Source organism: Streptomyces sp. NPDC002886 (genome assembly GCF_042888445.1).
Classification (GTDB): Bacteria; Actinomycetota; Actinomycetes; order Streptomycetales; family Streptomycetaceae; genus Streptomyces.
Map to the genome: position 1 here is coordinate 21,221 of NZ_JBIAPV010000007.1, position 17,138 is coordinate 38,358.

Genomic DNA, 17,138 nt, shown 5'->3' on the forward strand with positions numbered 1-17,138 from the left:
GCGGGACGGTCGCCGCCGGAGCGGAAGCCACCACCGGTCGGACGGTCGCCACCGGAGCGGAAGCCGCCACGGTCGCCACCACGGTCGTCACGGTTGAAGCCACCCGAGGGGCGGTCGTCACGACGGAAGCCACCACCGGTCGGACGGTCGCCGCCGGAGCGGAAGCCACCACCGGTCGGACGGTCGCCACCGGAGCGGAAGCCGCCACGGTCGCCACCACGGTCGTCACGGTTGAAGCCACCGGACGGACGGTCGTCACGACGGAAGCCACCACCGGTCGGACGGTCGCCACCGGAGCGGAAGCCACCACGGTCGCCACCACGGTCGTCACGGTTGAAGCCACCCGAGGGGCGGTCGTCACGACGGAAGCCACCACCGGCGGGACGGTCGCCGCCGGAGCGGAAGCCGCCGCCGGCCGGACGGTCGCCACCGGAGCGGAAGCCACCGGTCGGACGGTCGCCACCGGAGCGGAAGCCGCCACGGTCGCCACCACGGTCGTCACGGTTGAAGCCACCCGAGGGGCGGTCGTCACGACGGAAGCCACCACCGGTCGGACGGTCGCCACCGGAGCGGAAGCCACCACGGTCGCCACCGCGGTCGTCACGGCGGAAGCCGCCACGGTCGCCGCCACGGTCACCACGGTCGTCGCGACGGTTGTCACGGCGCTCGTAGTTGCCACGGTCGTCACGGCTCTGGAACGCGGGGCGCTCCTCGGCGACGGGCTCGGCCACGGCGGCCGCGACCTCGGCCTCGGCGGCCTCGACCACCTCGGCGACAGCGGCCTCCGGGTCCTCGCCGCGCTCACGCGCGGAGCGGGCGACCAGACGGTCGGCCTCCTCGCGCAGCTCGACGGCACGGCGCGACAGGCGCTCCAGCTGCTTGGTGAGGTCGGCGACCTCGCGCTCGGCCTGCTTCGCGGCGTTGTTCGCGGAGTCGGCCTGGACCTGGGTCAGCGAACGGGCACCGGTGATCTCGGCGACCTCGGGGTCGAAGGCGCCGACGCCCTGGACGATGTGGCGCGAGGCGTCGACGCCCGCGTCCTCCATCAGGCGGAAGATCTGGCGACGCTGGTGCGGAAGCGCCAGCGACACGACGACACCGGACTTGCCGGCGCGGGCGGTACGGCCCGAGCGGTGCAGGTAGTCCTTGTGGTCGCCGGCCGGGTCCACGTTCAGGACCAGGTCAATGCCGTCGACGTGGATGCCGCGGGCGGCGACGTCGGTGGCGACGAGCGCGTTGACGTATCCGTCCTTGAAGTCGGCGAGGACGCGGGTACGGGCACCCTGCGTCATGCCGCCGTGCAGCGCGTCGGCCTTCACGCCGGACTCGATGAGCTGCTCGGCGATGCGGTCGGCGCCCAGCTGGGTGCGGACGAAGATGATGGTGCGGCCCTTGCGGGCGGCGATGGCGGCCGTGACCGGCGCCTTGTCCTTCGGCTTCACGACGAGGACGTGGTGCGTCATGGTCGTGACGTTGCCCTGCGCGCTGTCGACCTCGTGCGTGACGGGGTTGGTCAGGTAGCGCTTGACCAGGGTGCCGATCTCGTTCTCCATGGTGGCGGAGAAGAGCATGCGCTGGCCGCCGCCGGGGATCTGGTCGAGCAGCTCGGTGACCTCGGGCAGGAAGCCCAGGTCCGCCATCTGGTCGGCCTCGTCGAGGACCGCGACCTGGACGTTCGCCAGGGAGCAGGCGCCGCGGTTGATGATGTCGCGCAGACGGCCCGGGGTGGCGACGAGGACGTCGACACCGCGCTCCAGAGCGAAGATCTGGTTGCTCATGGAGGTACCGCCGCAGACGACCTTCATCTTGAGGCCGAGCACGTCGCCGTAGGGCTGGAGAGCGTCGGCGACCTGCATCGCGAGCTCACGCGTCGGCGTCAGGATGATCGCGCGGGGCTTCTTCTTCTCGGTGTGCCCACCGGCCAGCGAGGCCAGGGTCGGCAGACCGAAGGAGAGGGTCTTGCCGGAGCCGGTGCGGCCACGGCCGAGGATGTCCTTGCCGGCCAGGGCGTCCGGGATGGTCGCGGCCTGGATCGGGAAGGGCGCGGTGACGCCGTTCTGCGCGAGCTTGCGCACGATGCCGTCCGGCAGACCGAGGTCGCCGAAGGTCAGGGTGGGCTCGGCGTCGGCGTCGTCGGCCGACTCATCGGCAGAGTCGTTGAAGTCTTCGGTGGAGTCCTCGAAGGAGTCGCTGGACTCGTCGGACTCGTGGTTCGTCACGTCGGCCTCGAGGGCCTCGATGATCTCGTCGGTGACGACGGCCTCAAGGGCCTCGGTGACCGCGAGGGTCTCGGCGTCGACGATCTCGTTGGAGTCGTTCTCGGGCATGACGGAACGGTCAGAACTGGAAATGGACATGCGAAATGCGAAACCTTCCGGAGTCTCGGCACGCGCCCAAACTCCGTGAATCGCAAATCGACCGCCTCAATGCGGTCAGCCACGGTTGGGGAGAGTACGCGCCACGCGGCGCTCTTCGGAGTCGGCGCCGGGCAATGGGATCAAACGATCTATAACCATACGCACCCTCCCCGGGGTCTGGCAAGTCGCTCCCCCAAAGAAGCCGCTGACCTGCGCAAACGCCATCCGCCCGGCAGACCCTGGCAGGCGGATGGCGACGCGGCCAAGCCGGTGCCGGGCCTACTGCTGCCCGCCCGTCCCCTCCGTCGGCTCCGGCTTCGGGGGCTCCGGACTCGGTGTGGGTTCCGTCACGGGCGGCGGGGGCGAGACCGGCGGGGCGGGGCTCGGCGGCTCCGGTGTCGGGGAGGCGGGCTGGCCGCCCCCGGAGGCGCCCGCTCCGCCGGATCCCGACCCGGAGCCGGGACCGGTGCCGCCCGTCGGGGGCTGCTGGGGCCCCTGGCCCCCCGCTCCGCCACCCGGACCGGCCGACGGCGAGGGAGCCCCGGGCGGACCGGCCGGCGCGCCCGGGCTGGGGGAGGCCCCGACCGCGCCGGAGGTGGTCCCGGGCCCCCCGGCCTTGCCGTCCTGGTTCCCCGTACCGCCCTTCGCGCCGTGGCCGCCGCCCTGGCCCCCGGCGCTCTTGCCGGACGAGGTGCCGCCGCCCGACGTGCCGCCCTGGAGGCCCGACGGCGCGGAGGGCCCGGGCTTGGCGGCGTCCTCCCCGACGCTCATGCAGCCCGCGGTCGCCGCCAGAGCGAAGGCGGCGACCGCGAGGCGGAGCGAGCGGGAAGGACGCGAGGAGCGGAGGGAAGCGGACAACTGGCGCACGGGGCACCTCCGGAACGCTGGCAAGGGTCCGCGGTGAGCGGGTCAGTGTGCCCAACTCCCCGCGCCCCGTATGGGACACGCCCCAGCACGCCCCAAGGGGGACCAGGGGCGCACCCTCAGGCGAACAGTTGTCCAGCGACCTGGTGACCGAGCGTGACCCCACCCAGCCCGACCAGCACCGAGGCCGTCACGTTGGCCGCGGCCAGGAACTTCCAGCCCCCCTCGGCCAGCCGCAGCGTCTCGTAGGAGAACGTCGAGTAGGTGCTCAGTGCCCCGCACAGGCCCGTGCCGAGCAGCAGGTTCAGCCGCGAGGAGGCGGCCCCGTCCAGCACGGCACCGGTCAGCGCGCCCAGCATCAGGGAGGCGGCCGCGTTCACGACGAAGGTCCCCCAGGGGAAGACCGAGTCGTGCCGCGCCCGCACCGCGCGGTCGGTCAGGTACCGCAGGGGCGCCCCGACGGCCGCGCCCACCATGACGATCAGCCAGTTCATCCCCGCCCCACCTCTCGCCCGGCCCGTCGCCGAGCCCCCCGTAGCCGAGCCCCCCGCCCCGGGCCGTCGCCGACCGCGCGCCGGGTGATCACGGCCGCCGCCCACACCGCGCCCAGCGCCCCGGCCACCGTGAGCCCGGCGTACGCCAGCGCGGTACCGGCCTCTCGCGCGTCGAGCAGCCGCGCGAAGTCCACGGCGTAGGTGGAGAAGGTGGTGAACCCGCCGAGGACCCCGACCCCGAGGAAGGGCCGTACGAGGGGATGCGCCGACCGGCCGCCCTCGCTGATCAGCACCATGAGGACGCCGATGAGCGCGCAGCCCGACACGTTGATCCAGAAGGTGCCCCACGGAAAGGCCCCGGGCGCGGCCGGCCACAACAGCCCGACCCCGTACCGCGCCGCGGCGCCCACCGCCCCGCCGGCCGCCACGGCGGCGAGCACCCGGCGCTCCGCTGCACTCGTCGCCACTGTTGCCACCGCGCCATTCTCGCCCGGCGGGTCCCGGCCCGCCGGGCACGAGCCGCCGCAATCGGGCCGCGGCACGGGAGAATGACCTCGTGCTGGAGATGACGCGTGACGCGTTCGAAGAGTTGGTGGCCGAGGCGCTGGACTCGATCCCCGAGGAGCTGACCCGGGTCATGGACAACGTGGCCGTCTTCGTGGAGGACGAACCCGCCTCCGACGACCCCGAACTGCTCGGCCTCTACGAGGGGACCCCGCTCACGGAGCGCGGCGAGTGGTACGCCGGGGTCCTGCCCGACCGGATCTCGATCTACATGGGGCCGACCCTGCGGATGTGCGGGAGCACGGACGAGGTGGTCCACGAGGTCGCCGTGACGGTGGTCCACGAGATCGCCCACCACTTCGGCATCGACGACGAGCGGCTCCACGAACTCGGCTGGGGCTGATCTCCCGGGGCGCTCCGGGCCACCCCGGACCGGAGTCGGACCCGTGCCGGACCCGCCACGGACCTGCACGGGACCCGCCCCGGACCCGCCCCGGACCCGCCCGCGGGAATCGTTTTGGCGATCGCCGCCGGGATCCCATATGCTTCTCACGTCCCCGACGCGCTGGAAAGTGCCCGGCGGGCCTTTAGCCCTCATCGTCTAGTGGCCCAGGACGCCGCCCTTTCAAGGCGGTAGCACGGGTTCGAATCCCGTTGGGGGTACGCAATACCGTGTGCGAGACTTGTTCTCGCACATTGCAAGGACCTGTGGAGCAGTTGGTTAGCTCGCCACCCTGTCAAGGTGGAGGTCGCGGGTTCAAGTCCCGTCAGGTTCGCTGAAGCCGGAAACGGTTTCGTGGCTGGGTAGCTCAGTTGGTACGAGCGATCGCCTGAAAAGCGATAGGTCGCCGGTTCGACCCCGGCCCCAGCCACCAGAGAACAAGAAGGCCCCGTCCATCGGACGGGGCCTTCTTCGTCATTCCCCGCCGGCCCGCGCCGCCCGCGTCCGCCGGCGCCACTGCGCCAGGCCCACGCCCGCCGCCGCCACGGCCACCAGCCCGAGCAGCGCCCAGTCCGGAACCGCGTCCGCCACGGCCTGCACCCGCTGCTCCACCGCGAAGGAATCGTCCACGTCCAGCAGCCCCGGCAGGGCGCTCGCCCCGTCGTAGGCCAGGAAGAGCGCGCCGAGCAGGATGAAGAAGAGACCCGAGGCGAGCGAGGTCGTGTGCAGTTCGAGCCGGCCGATCGAGAAGGCCCGGCCGCGCAGCCAGCGCCTGCGCCCCAGGTCGAAGCGCTCCCAGAGCAGCGCCAGTACGAACAGCGGCACCGCCATGCCCAGGGCGTACACCGCCAGCAGCAGGCCTCCGTAGACCGGGCTGCCGCTGACGGCCGCCACCGTCAGGATGCTGCCGAGGATGGGTCCGGCGCAGAAGCCGGCCAGGCCGTAGACCGCGCCCAGCGCGTACACCGACAGGGCGGTGGTCGGCCGGATCCTCCCCGACAGCTCCGAGAGCCGCCGCGAGGCGAAGCCGAGTCCGAGGATCTGGGCGAGGCCGAGCCCGATGATCAGCCAGCCGCCGAACAGGACGAGGGCCTCGCGGTTGCCGTGGAAGAACCGTCCGGCGTACGAACCGGCGGCCCCCAGCGGTACGAGGGTGCTCGCGAGGCCCGCGTAGAAGATCCCGGTGCGCGCCAGCAGCCGGTAGGTGGAGTCGATGGAGTACGCGAAGAAGGCGGGCAGGAGCAGTGCGCTGCACGGGCTGAGCAGCGCGAGGAGGCCGCCGAGCAGGGCGGCCAGGTATCCGGCGTCGGTCACTTCGCGGCCGCCTGCGCCTCGGCCTTGGCGATGGCGGCCTCGAAGGCCGCCATGGGCTGGGCTCCCGCGAGGGGCTGCCCGTTGATCAGGAAGGACGGGGTGGAGGTGACGCCGATGCGGTACCCCTCCCCCTGGTCCTTCGCCAGAGCGGCGGCGGCCTGCTCCCCGGCCATGTCCGTCTTGAAGCGCTCGAGGTCCGGGACCCCGGCCTCGCGCGCCAGCTCGGTCAGCCGCTCCGCGCCGAAGCCCTTCTCCTTGGCGCCCTCGGCGTACGCGGCCGCGTGGAACTGCGCGAAGCGGTCCTGCTGCCCCGCCGCCCAGGCGGCCTTGGCGGCGGCCTCGGAGTCGGCGCCGAAGATCGGGAAGTTGCGCCACTCGATGCGCAGGGTGCCGTCCTCCACGTACTTCTTCACGAGCGCGGGCTCGGTGTCGCGGGCGAACTTTCCGCAGTAGCCGCACTTGAAATCGGAGTACTCGATCAGGACCACGGGGGCGTCGGCCCGCCCGGCGGCGAGCTTGTCGCCGGCCTCTCGGCGGGCCAGGGCCTTGAGCTGCGCGGCGGGATCGGTGGCGGATCCACCCCCCGGAGCATCGGAGGAGGAAGCCGCGGACGGCCGTGCGGCGGTGTCGGTGCCGTTGTCGGGTTTGGTGGCCTGCCAGGAAACGAGGCCGAGGGTGACGGCCGCGAGGGCGACCCCGGCGGAGATCAGCAGGGGCTTGCGGGAGGAAGAGGGCGAGGGGGAAGCGGGCATGCGGGTGCTCCAGAGCTGTGCGGACGGGAGGGGGCGGACCGGGCGGCCGACGCGGCCGGTCCTCCTAGACCCGCATCACGGAGAGCTCCAGCAGGGACGGCGCCGGCTGCCCGGGCCCGCGTACGGGGACCCGTACGGGTACGGCCCGCGACGGGACCGCCGCCTCGGGCCCCTGCCGCGCGGGCGGCGCCTGGGGCTGCGCCTGGTCGGACCCGGCCCGCGCCGGCAGGGCGGGTGCGCCGTCCCGCCCCGGGGACCCCGGAGCACAGGCGGGCCCGGCCGGCCCGGCGAGGGCCGCGACGGGAGCGACGGCCGCGACGGGAGCGGTGGGAGCGACGGCCGCGAAGGGAGCGGAGGAACCCGGCTCCGCGGGGGCCGCCGCCCGCACCGCCCCTTGCCCGGTGGCCGCGGGAGCCGCGGCGGCCGGGACGGCCCGGACCGCCGTACACAGCAGGGCCCAGCCCAGCAGTACCGCGAACACGCACCGGAGGCGGCGGCTGCGGGACATCGTGGGCGGCCTCTCGCTGGGACGTCGCTCGGGGCACGTCGGGGGGACACATCGGGGTAACGCTCGGTTGACTCGTCCCGAAATGGTACGGGTCGGCCCCACAAATGCGTTCGCCACCCGGCACCTACGGGTGAGATCCTCGACCAGGTATGTCTACTTCCTTCGCCGCCCTGCAGACGCTTCTCGGTGAGATCTCCCTCCGTGACGCGCACCGCCTCGGCCGCCGCCTCGAAGGCGCCCGCCGCATCCGCAAGCCCGAGGCCAAGCAGGCCGTACTCGACGAGATCCGCGCGGAGGCCGAAAAGGCCGCCGTGCGACTGGCCGGGCGCGCCTCGCGGAAGCCCGAGGTCACGTATCCCGAGAACCTTCCCGTCAGCCAGAAGAAGGACGAGATCGCCGAGGCGATACGCGACCACCAGGTCGTGATCGTCGCGGGCGAGACGGGCTCCGGCAAGACCACGCAGATCCCCAAGATCTGCATGGATCTGGGGCGCGGGGTCCGGGGCATGATCGGGCACACCCAGCCCCGCCGGATCGCGGCCCGCACGGTCGCGGAGCGCATCGCGGAGGAGCTGAAGTCCGAGATCGGCCAGACCGTCGGCTGGAAGGTCCGGTTCACCGACCAGGTGGACCAGGACGCGACCTTCGTGAAGCTGATGACGGACGGCATCCTGCTCGCGGAGATCCAGACGGACCGCGAGCTGCGCGCGTACGACACGATCATCATCGACGAGGCCCACGAGCGGTCGCTGAACATCGACTTCCTGCTCGGCTACCTCGCCACGCTGCTGCCCAAGCGCCCCGACCTCAAGGTGATCATCACCTCGGCGACCATCGACCCGGAGCGGTTCTCCCGGCACTTCGGCGAGGCCCCGATCGTGGAGGTCAGCGGCCGGACGTACCCGGTCGAGGTCCGCTACCGGCCGCTCCTGGAAGACGATTCCGAGGACTCCGACCGCGACCAGATCACCGCGATCTGCGAGGCCGTGGACGAGCTCCAGGCGGAGGGGCCGGGCGACATCCTGGTCTTCCTCTCCGGCGAGCGCGAGATCCGCGACACCGCGGACGCGCTGGAGAAGCGCAAGCTCCGCCTGACCGAGGTGCTCCCCCTCTACGCGCGCCTCTCGCACGCCGAGCAGCACCGGGTCTTCCAGCAGCACACCGGGCGCCGCATCGTCCTGGCGACCAACGTCGCCGAGACCTCCCTCACCGTCCCCGGCATCAAGTACGTGATCGACCCGGGCACCGCCCGCATCTCCCGCTACAGCCACCGCACCAAGGTCCAGCGGCTGCCGATCGAGGCGATCTCGCAGGCCAGCGCCAACCAGCGCAAGGGCCGCTGCGGCCGTACCTCGGACGGCATCTGCATCCGGCTGTACTCGGAGGACGACTTCCTGACCCGTCCGGAGTTCACGGACGCCGAGATCCTGCGCACCAACCTCGCCTCCGTCATCCTCCAGATGACCGCGGCCGGCCTCGGCGAGATCGAGAAGTTCCCCTTCATCGACCCGCCGGACCACCGCAACATCCGTGACGGCGTGCAGCTGCTCCAGGAGCTCGGGGCGCTCGACCCGGACGAGAAGGACCACAACAAGCGGCTCACGCCCATGGGCCGCCAGCTCTCCCAGCTGCCCGTGGACCCGCGGCTCGCCCGCATGGTGGTGGAGGCGGACAAGAACAACTGCGTCCGCGAGGTCATGGTCATCGCGGCCGCCCTGTCCATCCAGGACCCGCGCGAGCGGCCTTCGGACAAGCAGACGCAGGCCGACCAGAACCACGCCCGGTTCAAGGACGAGACGAGCGACTTCCTCTCGTTCCTGAACATGTGGCGCTACGTCCGGGAGCAGCAGAAGGAGCGCGGCTCCTCCTCCTTCCGCCGGATGTGCAAGCAGGAGTACCTGAACTTCCTGCGGATCCGCGAATGGCAGGACATCTATTCGCAGCTGCGTACGGTCGCCAAGTCCATGGGCATCCACGTCAACGAGGCCGACGCCCCCGAGACGAGCGTGCACATCTCGCTGCTGGCCGGCCTGCTGTCGCACATCGGGCTGAAGGACACCGACAAGAACGAGTACCTGGGGGCGCGCTCCGCCAAGTTCGCGATCTTCCCCGGTTCCTCCCTCTTCAAGAAGCAGCCCAAGTTCCTGATGTCCGCCGAGTTGGTGGAGACCTCGCGGTTGTGGGCCCGGGTGAACGCCAAGGTCGAGCCGGAGTGGGTGGAGCCGCTCGCCCAGCACCTGATCAAGCGCACCTACAGCGAGCCGCACTGGGAGAAGGACCAGGCCGCGGTGATGGCCTTCGAGAAGGTCACGCTGTACGGCGTGCCGATCGTCGCCCAGCGGAAGATCAACTACGGCCGGATCGACGCCGAGGTCTCGCGCGACCTGTTCATTCGCAACGCCTTGGTCGAGGGCGACTGGCGGACCCACCACAAGTTCTACGCCGACAACCGCAAGCTCCTCACCGAGGTGGAGGAGCTGGAGAACCGGGCCCGGCGCCGCGACATCGTGGTCGACGACGAGACGCTCTTCGACTTCTACGACCAGCGGATCCCCGAGCACGTGGTCTCCGGGGCGCACTTCGACTCCTGGTGGAAGCACAAGAAGCGCGACGAGCCCGAACTGCTCGACTTCGAGCGCGAGATGCTCCTGACGGAGAAGGCTGCCGGGGTCACCAAGGCCGACTATCCGGACTCCTGGACGCAGGGCCGGCTGAAGTTCCGGGTGACCTACCAGTTCGAGCCCGGCGCGGACGCGGACGGCGTGACCGTCCACATCCCGCTCCAGGTGCTGAACCAGGTCACGGACGAGGGCTTCGACTGGCAGATCCCGGGTCTGCGCGAGGAAGTGGTCACCGAGCTGATCCGGTCCCTCCCGAAGCCGATCCGCCGGCACTACGTGCCCGCGCCGAACTACGCGACCCGCTTCCTGGCCACCTCGCACCCGCTGCGGGAGCCCCTGCACGTGACGCTGGCCCGGGAGCTCCAGCGGATGGTCGGGGTCCCGGTCACCGCCGAGGACTTCGACCTGACCCGCATCCCGGACCACCTGAAGATCACCTTCCGGATCGTCGACGAACGCCGCAAGAACCTCGCCGAGGCCAAGGACCTGGAAGCCCTGCGGCTCCAGCTCAAGCCGAAGGCCCGCCAGGCCCTCTCGCAGGCCGCCGCGGCCAGCGCCGAGCGCGAGGGCGGGGAGTCGGTGGAGAAGACCGGGCTGACGGACTGGACGATCGGGACGCTGACCAAGGTCTTCGAGACCCGCCGGGCCGGCCAGCCGGTGAAGGCGTACCCGGCGCTCGTGGACGCCGGTACGAGCGTCTCCGTACGCCTCTTCGACACCGAGGCCGAGCAGCAGCAGGCGATGCGGCTCGGCACCCGGCGCCTCATCCTGCTCAACATCACGGTGAACCCGGCGAAGTTCGCCTCGGACCACCTGAGCAACCAGCAGAAGCTGGCGCTGTCGCGCAATCCGCACGGCTCCATCCAGGCGCTGTTCGACGACTGCGCGACCGCGGCGGCCGACCACCTGATCGCGCGGCACGGCGGCCCGGCCTGGGACGAGGCGGGCTTCCGCAAGCTCTACGAGGCCGTGCGGACCGACCTGGTGGACACGACCGTACGGACGATCACGCAGGTGCAGCAGGTGCTGGCCGCCTGGCAGGCCTGCGAACGCCGCCTGAAGACCACGGCCAGCCTCGCCCTGGTGGCCAACGTCCAGGACGCCAAGACGCAGCTCGCGGCCCTCATGCCGGCCGGCTTCGTCACGCTGACCGGACTGCGCCGGCTGCCGGACCTGATGCGCTACCTGGTGGCCGTCGACCGGCGGCTCCAGCAGATGCCCACGGGCGTCCAGCGCGACACCACGCGCATGGAGAAGGTCCACGAGATGCGGGACGAGTACCTGTGGCTGCTGGAGCAGTTGCCGAAGGGCAGGCCGGTCCCGGCGGAGGTCACCGAGATCCGCTGGATGATCGAGGAACTGCGGGTCAGCTACTTCGCGCACGCCCTCGGAACGGCCTATCCGGTCTCCGACAAACGCATCGTGAAGGCGGTGGACGCGGCCGCCCCGGGACCCGCTCGGTGATCGAGTTCGACTACACCCCCTGAGCTGCGGTACAGTCTGATTCGCAGCCGCCCAACGGCCGCAAATCAAGGACCTGTGGAGCAGTTGGTTAGCTCGCCACCCTGTCAAGGTGGAGGTCGCGGGTTCAAGTCCCGTCAGGTTCGCAAGATCGTCAGGGCCCGCATCCCCAGGGATGCGGGCCCTGACGCGTTTCCCGCTTCTTTTACGGGCGCCCGCGTACGGGCACACGCGTACGGGCACACGCGTACGGGCATGTGCCCATCGGCCCACCAGCCCGCCCCACGGCCCCGATTGGCCCCCCGGAGCACCCGAAGCCCCACCCGGGCCCTCACGGCGCCCCGGAGCCCCCTGGAGGCGCGTAGGCGGGCCCTGCGGGCAAACTCCCGCCCCCGCGCCGCCCGAAGCCCCGCCGGGGGCCTCACACGGCCCGCTCGCGACCAGCTCCCGGCCCGCTCCCGACTCGGCCGCGATCCGGCCCCTCGGCCCACCCCGAGACCCGTTGGCCCGCCGCCCGGGAAACCGCCCGTTCGGATGATGCGGTCTGCGCGACACGCCCCTTTACGGGGTGCAATGCCTGATCCACAAGAGTGATCATCTGTGACGGGAGTCACCTCATGTGTTTTTGAGACGCACGCTTTTATGGTGCTCATACGCCCGCTCGATTTTATATGTGCCATTGCACCCACCCCGGCGGGCTCCGCATGTCTGCTCGATAACGCCCTGACCTGGGCATAAAAAAAGATCGCGCTGGACCCGGCGGAGTCCAGCGCGATCGAACGACTGATGAACCTGTTGGGGCAGGTCCGGCCGTTTCAAAGCTCTGTGGGGCTCATCGGATTGGGGGACCCGATAAACGCCCGGCAATAAGTAGTGCTGCGGAACCTCAGGCCTCGCTGCGCTGCTGCGGAATTCCCGCAAGCAGTGCGCGGACCTCAGCCTCGCGGTAGCGGCGGTGTCCACCCAGGGTGCGGATGGACGTGAGCTTGCCAGCCTTGGCCCAACGGGTGACCGTCTTCGGGTCCACGCGGAACATCGTGGCAACCTCAGCCGGGGTCAGCAGCGGCTCGGCATCAGGGGTGCGAGCGGTCATGAGCGGCCTCCTCGGGAGAACCGAACCATCTCGGTTCTTTCCTCTAAATTCTGCACCTTGGCCCACGTTGCCCGAAATGGACATACGCGGGCCGAGTCGGTTATAGGACGAACGGCTTGTCCTCGGCACTACAACTACACCATCCGTCCAGCCTCGACGGCCAAACCGATGGAATTGCCCTCCGAGGTGTTCATCAGCGGCGGAAGCCGATGGACCGTCCCATAACGGACAGTCACCCCACTGTGACGATCAGTCACAGAGCGATCAGGAGTCGTCAGACCCCCCGTAGAGTGCAATACCGAGCATTCCGCCCTTAGTTGGACGGAAGGAACCCTCCCCGGACTCCTTGTCCTATTTTGGCACGAGGGTAGGGGAAGGGCGCAAGGGTGTAGAAAGTGCGGTCCGTCACGCTTGGGCCAATGGCCCGTATCGGGACGAAGGTCCCGGAACAAAGACCCAAAAGAGGGCATCACGGCCTTGAGCTGGCCGTTCTCTTCCGTGCTCGGCCGATCGGCGGATGGACAACCGCTCCCGGAGTCGCTAGTCGGGTCACGTAGGTCACTCGGCTCAATTGGCGAAGAGTCTCTCCCGCACCGCCCGCCACCGCTCCGCCAGGGCCCCGTACGTCCGCACCGCCCCGTCCCGGTCCCCGGCCCGCAGGGCCGCGAGCCCCGCCGCCAGGTCCGCGGCCGAGTGATCGGCGTCGAGCCGGTCGGCCGGCAGGGCGTGCAGCAGCCCCCCGTAGTCCAGCTCCACCATCGAGCGGGGATGGAACTCCTCCAGCCAGCTCCCGACCTCCACCAGACCCTCGGCGAGCATCTCGTACCCCTCCGCCTCCCGCAGGGTCCGCAGCGCCCGCGCGAGCCGGCGCCGGGCCTGCACCATCGGCGTCCGGTAGCGCAGCCCCTCGCCCGGCACGTACTCCCGCTCCTCGTCGGACACCAGCACGAACCAGCGCAGGGGCACCTGCCACACCCCCGTACGGATCCACGGCCGCGCGTCGGGATTGCGCCCGCGCCAGGCCTCGTACTCCTCGGCCGCGCGGCGGCGCGCGGCCGCGGGCAGGGCGGCGTCCAGCACCGGGAGCGGGAACTCGGCCACCAGCTCCTCCAGCGCGAGCCAGCCGCGCAGCCTCGTCCGCCAGGGGCAGACCAGCAGGACCCCGCCGACCTCGGCGGTGAAGGCGTCCGCGCTCTCGTGCGCCGGGACACCGACCACGGGGACCCGCACCAAGTCCACCAGCGACCGTCGCAGTTCGTCCTGGGCGGTCGGAGTGGCCCCGCGCCGGGCGTAGTCGGCCCAGTGGGTGCGCTCGGGCTCCGGGAAGGCCGTCAGGGGCTCGTAGACGCGCAGGTAGGAGGCGTACGGGACGACGGGGGCCGAGCGGGCGGACGGCAGCCGGGGATCGGGGGATTCGCTCACGCTCTCGTACTCCCCCGCCCCGCCCGGAGCTACTCCGGCGGACGGCCCCCGGCCCGGCGCCGGCCCCCTCCCCGACCCTTCCCCGACCCGTCCCCGCCCCTCCTCCAACCCTTCTCTAACCCTTGAGTGTCCCGATCTACGGACCGGGAGGGGCGCGGGGCTCCGGAGGTCTTACGCTGCTCCCAGCACGCCCTCCCCCACCCGCAGGGCGGGCGTCTTACCCGCCGCATCTCTTCCATGGGAGTCACCACCGTGACCGAAATGACCGACGGCGTCCTGCACACCCTGTTCCGCAGCGAACAGGGCGGCCACGAGCAAGTCGTGCTGTGCCAGGACCGAGCCTCCGGCCTGAAGGCCGTCATCGCGATCCACTCCACCGCCCTGGGCCCCGCCCTCGGCGGTACGCGGTTCCACGCGTACGCCTCGGACGAGGAGGCCGTCCTCGACGCGCTGAACCTCTCGCGCGGCATGTCGTACAAGAACGCGCTCGCCGGGCTCGACCTCGGCGGCGGCAAGGCCGTCATCATCGGCGACCCGGACGTGCTGAAGTCCGAGGAACTGCTGCTGGCCTACGGCCGGTTCGTGGAGTCCCTCGGCGGCCGCTACGTGACCGCCTGCGACGTCGGCACCTACGTGGCCGACATGGACGTCGTGGCCCGCGAGACCCGCTGGGCGACCGGCCGCTCCCCCGAGAACGGCGGCGCCGGCGACTCCTCGGTCCTCACCGCCTTCGGCGTCTTCCAGGGCATGCGCGCCAGCGCCCAGCACCTGTGGGGCGACCCGACCCTGCGCGGCCGCAAGGTCGGCGTCGCGGGCGTCGGCAAGGTCGGCCACCACCTGGTCGAGCACCTGCTGGAGGACGGCGCCGAGGTCGTCATCACGGACGTCCGCGCCGAGTCCGTGCAGAGGATCCTCGACAAGCACCCGGGCAAGGTGACCGCCGTCGCCGACACCGAGGCGCTGATCCGCGTGGAGGGCCTGGACATCTACGCCCCCTGCGCGCTCGGCGGGGCCCTGAACGACACCTCCGTGCCGGTCCTGACCGCGAAGGTGGTGTGCGGCGCCGCGAACAACCAGCTCGCGCACCCGGGTGTGGAGAAGGACCTCGCGGACCGCGGGATCCTCTACGCGCCGGACTACGTGGTCAACGCGGGCGGGGTCATCCAGGTCGCCGACGAGCTGCGCGGCTTCGACTTCGACCGCTGCAAGGCCAAGGCCACCAAGATCTTCGACACCACGCTGGAGATCTTCGCACGTGCGAAGGCGGACGGGATTCCGCCGGCTGCGGCGGCCGACCGGATCGCCGAGCAGCGGATGTCGGACGCCCGCGCCGCGGCACGCGCCGTCTGACCCTCCCGACCCTCACGGGGCCCTCATGGGGCTTCTGGGCGGCCCGTCGGGGCGCAGCGAGACGGAACTCACTGCGCTTCGGCGGGTCGCGCGTCAGGAAACGGCTAAAATCGCAGCTGACCAGCGGGGACGGGGCGCCTTGCTGGTACTGCACCGGGGCGCGTCATGCGGGCGGCGTACCGTATGGCCGCGGAAGCAGGTACCGTTAAACCCCTACGGACGGTCTCTCCACGGAGAGCCCGCTCCGAACCATGAACGCGTGTCAGACTCTGGGGCCGTCGAGCCCCGTCACCGAGGGGGTCGAGCCATGGGGCGCGGCCGGGCAAAGGCCAAGCAGACGAAGGTCGCCCGCCAGCTGAAGTACAGCAGCGGCGGGACTGACTTGTCGCGTCTGGCCAATGAGCTGGGCGCATCGCACACGGAACCGCTGCCTGTCAGCGAGCCGGTCGTCGATGACGAGCTTGATGATGATGACGAGGACGACCCGTACGCCAAGTACGCGGAGCGCTACAACAGCGATGACGAGGACGAGGACGAAGAGTCCGGTCCGTCCGTCTACCGTCGCGGTGCTTGACGCGCCACTCGGCGTCGGACACGCGGTGCGCTGATCCTCATCCTCAGCAGCGGCACACAGCTTCACATGCACGGAAACCCGGTCCAGGGCATCGCCCCGGGCCGGGTTTCCGTGCTGTTCGCGCAGGTGGGAGCCGGTGACGGGAGCCGGTGGTGGCCGGCTCCCCGAGCCCGTCAGACCGCGTAGTCGCCGGTCATCGTCGCGCCCTCGGCGTGGTCGCCGCGGTCCAGGATCTCGCCCGCGACCCAGGCCTCGACACCCCGGTCGGCCAGGGCGGTCAGGGCCACGTCCACCGATTCCTGCGGGACCACGGCCATCATGCCGACGCCCATGTTCAGGGTCTTCTCCAGCTCCAGGCGCTCCACCTGACCGGCCTTGCCGACCAGGTCGAAGATCGCGCCCGGGGTCCAGGTCGAGCGGTCGACGGTGGCGTGCAGGTGGTCCGGGATCACTCGGGCGAGGTTGGCCGCGAGGCCGCCGCCCGTGATGTGGGAGTACGCGTGCACGTCGGCCGCACGGGTGAGGGCCATGCAGTCCAGCGAGTAGATCTTGGTGGGCTCCAGCAGCTCCTCGCCGAGGGTCCGGCCGAGCTCCTCGACGTGGCCCTCCAGGGACATTCCGGCCCGGTCGAAGAGGACGTGGCGGACCAGCGAGTACCCGTTCGAGTGAAGACCGGAGGACGCCATGGCGATGACGGCGTCGCCCGTACGGATGCGGTCCGCGCCCAGCAGCCGGTCGTACTCGACGACGCCGGTGCCCGCGCCCGCCACGTCGAAGTCGTCCGGGCCCAGCAGGCCGGGGTGTTCGGCGGTCTCGCCGCCGACCAGGGCGCAGCCGGCCAGGACACAGCCCTCGGCGATGCCCTTGACGATGGCCGCGACACGCTCGGGATGCACCTTGCCGACGCAGATGTAGTCGGTCATGAAGAGCGGTTCGGCGCCGCAGACGACGATGTCGTCCATGACCATCGCCACGAGGTCGTGGCCGATGGTGTCGTACACGCCCATGCGGCGGGCGATGTCCACCTTGGTGCCGACCCCGTCGGTGGCCGAGGCGAGCAGGGGGCGCTCGTAGCGCTTGAGGGCGGAGGCGTCGAAGAGGCCGGCGAAACCGCCGAGGCCGCCCAGGACCTCGGGGCGCTGCGTCTTCTTCACCCACTCCTTCATCAGCTCGACGGCGCGGTCTCCCGCGTCGATGTCCACGCCCGCGGCTGCGTAGCTGGCACCGGTGGTCTTCTCTGTCATGACAGGAGAGAGCTTTCGTGTCGTTGCTGCGTGTGGTGCGGGGCCCTGGAAAAGCCTGAAAGGAAGGCCCCGCGCAGGTTGAGCAGGAGGTGGGGGGAGTCAGGGGCCCGGTCCGCGGGCTCGGGCGAGCCCGCGGAC

General features: G+C 71.1%; 14 protein-coding genes and 4 tRNA genes. 8 read left to right on the plus strand and 10 right to left on the minus strand.

What is annotated here, in order from left to right; all coding sequences use genetic code 11:
* The 4 genes from ACFYYB_RS28165 to ACFYYB_RS28180 form a co-directional block, all read right to left on the minus strand.
* Window positions 1–2,357 (minus strand): DEAD/DEAH box helicase (locus ACFYYB_RS28165; protein WP_389438493.1); only part of this gene is annotated, 2,357 nt, incomplete at its 3' end.
* A 279-nt stretch (window positions 2,358–2,636) separates the two neighbouring features.
* Window positions 2,637–3,224 carry a hypothetical protein gene (locus ACFYYB_RS28170; RefSeq protein ID WP_389438494.1) on the minus strand — a complete coding sequence of 196 codons (588 nt, stop codon included), beginning with the start codon at window positions 3,222–3,224 and terminating at the stop codon, window positions 2,637–2,639.
* Window positions 3,225–3,340: 116 nt separating this feature from the next.
* Window positions 3,341–3,715: a fluoride efflux transporter FluC gene (locus ACFYYB_RS28175; RefSeq protein ID WP_389438495.1), complete on the minus strand. Its 375-nt coding sequence runs from the start codon at window positions 3,713–3,715 to the stop codon at window positions 3,341–3,343.
* Window positions 3,712–4,191, minus strand: a complete 480-nt coding sequence (locus ACFYYB_RS28180) for a CrcB family protein (protein ID WP_389438496.1) — start codon at window positions 4,189–4,191, stop codon at window positions 3,712–3,714. The genes ACFYYB_RS28175 and ACFYYB_RS28180 overlap by 4 nt, the downstream gene beginning before the upstream one ends.
* Window positions 4,192–4,271: 80 nt before the next feature.
* On the opposite strand from ACFYYB_RS28180, the gene ACFYYB_RS28185 reads away from it, so the two are divergent.
* The 4 genes from ACFYYB_RS28185 to ACFYYB_RS28200 all read left to right on the plus strand — a co-directional run bounded on the left by ACFYYB_RS28185 (window position 4,272) and on the right by ACFYYB_RS28200 (window position 5,094).
* The gene (locus tag ACFYYB_RS28185; protein ID WP_382981344.1) at window positions 4,272–4,622 is read left to right on the plus strand and encodes a metallopeptidase family protein; all 351 of its coding nucleotides are present in this window, start codon (window positions 4,272–4,274) and stop codon (window positions 4,620–4,622) included.
* A 187-nt stretch (window positions 4,623–4,809) separates the two neighbouring features.
* Window positions 4,810–4,882, plus strand: a tRNA-Glu gene (locus ACFYYB_RS28190).
* 39 nt (window positions 4,883–4,921) lie between these two features.
* A tRNA-Asp gene (locus ACFYYB_RS28195) sits at window positions 4,922–4,995 on the plus strand.
* 22 nt (window positions 4,996–5,017) lie between these two features.
* A tRNA-Phe gene (locus ACFYYB_RS28200) sits at window positions 5,018–5,094 on the plus strand.
* Between the two features lie 41 nt (window positions 5,095–5,135).
* Here ACFYYB_RS28200 and ACFYYB_RS28205 read toward each other — a convergent pair.
* From ACFYYB_RS28205 to ACFYYB_RS28215, 3 genes are all read right to left on the minus strand, one after another.
* Window positions 5,136–5,975 (minus strand): cytochrome c biogenesis CcdA family protein, encoded by an 840-nt coding sequence (locus ACFYYB_RS28205; RefSeq protein WP_389438497.1) that lies wholly within the window; start codon window positions 5,973–5,975, stop codon window positions 5,136–5,138.
* Entirely contained in the window at window positions 5,972–6,727 is a 756-nt protein-coding gene (locus tag ACFYYB_RS28210) for a DsbA family protein (RefSeq protein ID WP_389438498.1), read from the minus strand. Before ACFYYB_RS28210 ends, ACFYYB_RS28205 begins: the two co-directional genes overlap by 4 nt.
* A gap of 64 nt (window positions 6,728–6,791) precedes the next feature.
* Window positions 6,792–7,208: a hypothetical protein gene (locus tag ACFYYB_RS28215; RefSeq protein WP_389438499.1), complete on the minus strand. Its 417-nt coding sequence runs from the start codon at window positions 7,206–7,208 to the stop codon at window positions 6,792–6,794.
* Between the two features lie 176 nt (window positions 7,209–7,384).
* Between ACFYYB_RS28215 and hrpA the strand changes: the two genes are divergently transcribed.
* Together hrpA and ACFYYB_RS28225 are read left to right on the plus strand one after the other, a co-directional pair.
* Window positions 7,385–11,320 (plus strand): ATP-dependent RNA helicase HrpA, encoded by a 3,936-nt coding sequence (hrpA, locus tag ACFYYB_RS28220; protein WP_389438500.1) that lies wholly within the window; start codon window positions 7,385–7,387, stop codon window positions 11,318–11,320.
* Between the two features lie 69 nt (window positions 11,321–11,389).
* Window positions 11,390–11,463: transfer RNA gene (locus tag ACFYYB_RS28225), tRNA-Asp, on the plus strand.
* Between the two features lie 740 nt (window positions 11,464–12,203).
* Here ACFYYB_RS28225 and bldC read toward each other — a convergent pair.
* Both bldC and ACFYYB_RS28235 read right to left on the minus strand, forming a co-directional pair.
* Window positions 12,204–12,410 (minus strand): developmental transcriptional regulator BldC, encoded by a 207-nt coding sequence (bldC, locus tag ACFYYB_RS28230; protein WP_003949541.1) that lies wholly within the window; start codon window positions 12,408–12,410, stop codon window positions 12,204–12,206.
* 567 nt (window positions 12,411–12,977) lie between these two features.
* Window positions 12,978–13,832: a hypothetical protein gene (locus tag ACFYYB_RS28235; protein WP_389438501.1), complete on the minus strand. Its 855-nt coding sequence runs from the start codon at window positions 13,830–13,832 to the stop codon at window positions 12,978–12,980.
* 252 nt (window positions 13,833–14,084) lie between these two features.
* Here ACFYYB_RS28235 and ACFYYB_RS28240 point away from each other — a divergent pair, with 252 nt between their 5' ends.
* Both ACFYYB_RS28240 and ACFYYB_RS28245 read left to right on the plus strand, forming a co-directional pair.
* Window positions 14,085–15,182 carry a Leu/Phe/Val dehydrogenase gene (locus ACFYYB_RS28240; protein ID WP_389438502.1) on the plus strand — a complete coding sequence of 366 codons (1,098 nt, stop codon included), beginning with the start codon at window positions 14,085–14,087 and terminating at the stop codon, window positions 15,180–15,182.
* Window positions 15,183–15,489: 307 nt separating this feature from the next.
* On the plus strand, window positions 15,490–15,756 hold the full coding sequence (locus tag ACFYYB_RS28245; protein WP_243341155.1) for a DUF3073 domain-containing protein: 267 nt from the start codon (window positions 15,490–15,492) through the stop codon (window positions 15,754–15,756).
* A 173-nt stretch (window positions 15,757–15,929) separates the two neighbouring features.
* On the opposite strand, the gene purM is transcribed toward ACFYYB_RS28245, so the two are convergent.
* On the minus strand, window positions 15,930–17,000 hold the full coding sequence (purM, locus tag ACFYYB_RS28250) for a phosphoribosylformylglycinamidine cyclo-ligase (protein WP_389438503.1): 1,071 nt from the start codon (window positions 16,998–17,000) through the stop codon (window positions 15,930–15,932).
* Window positions 17,001–17,138: the final 138 nt, after the last annotated feature.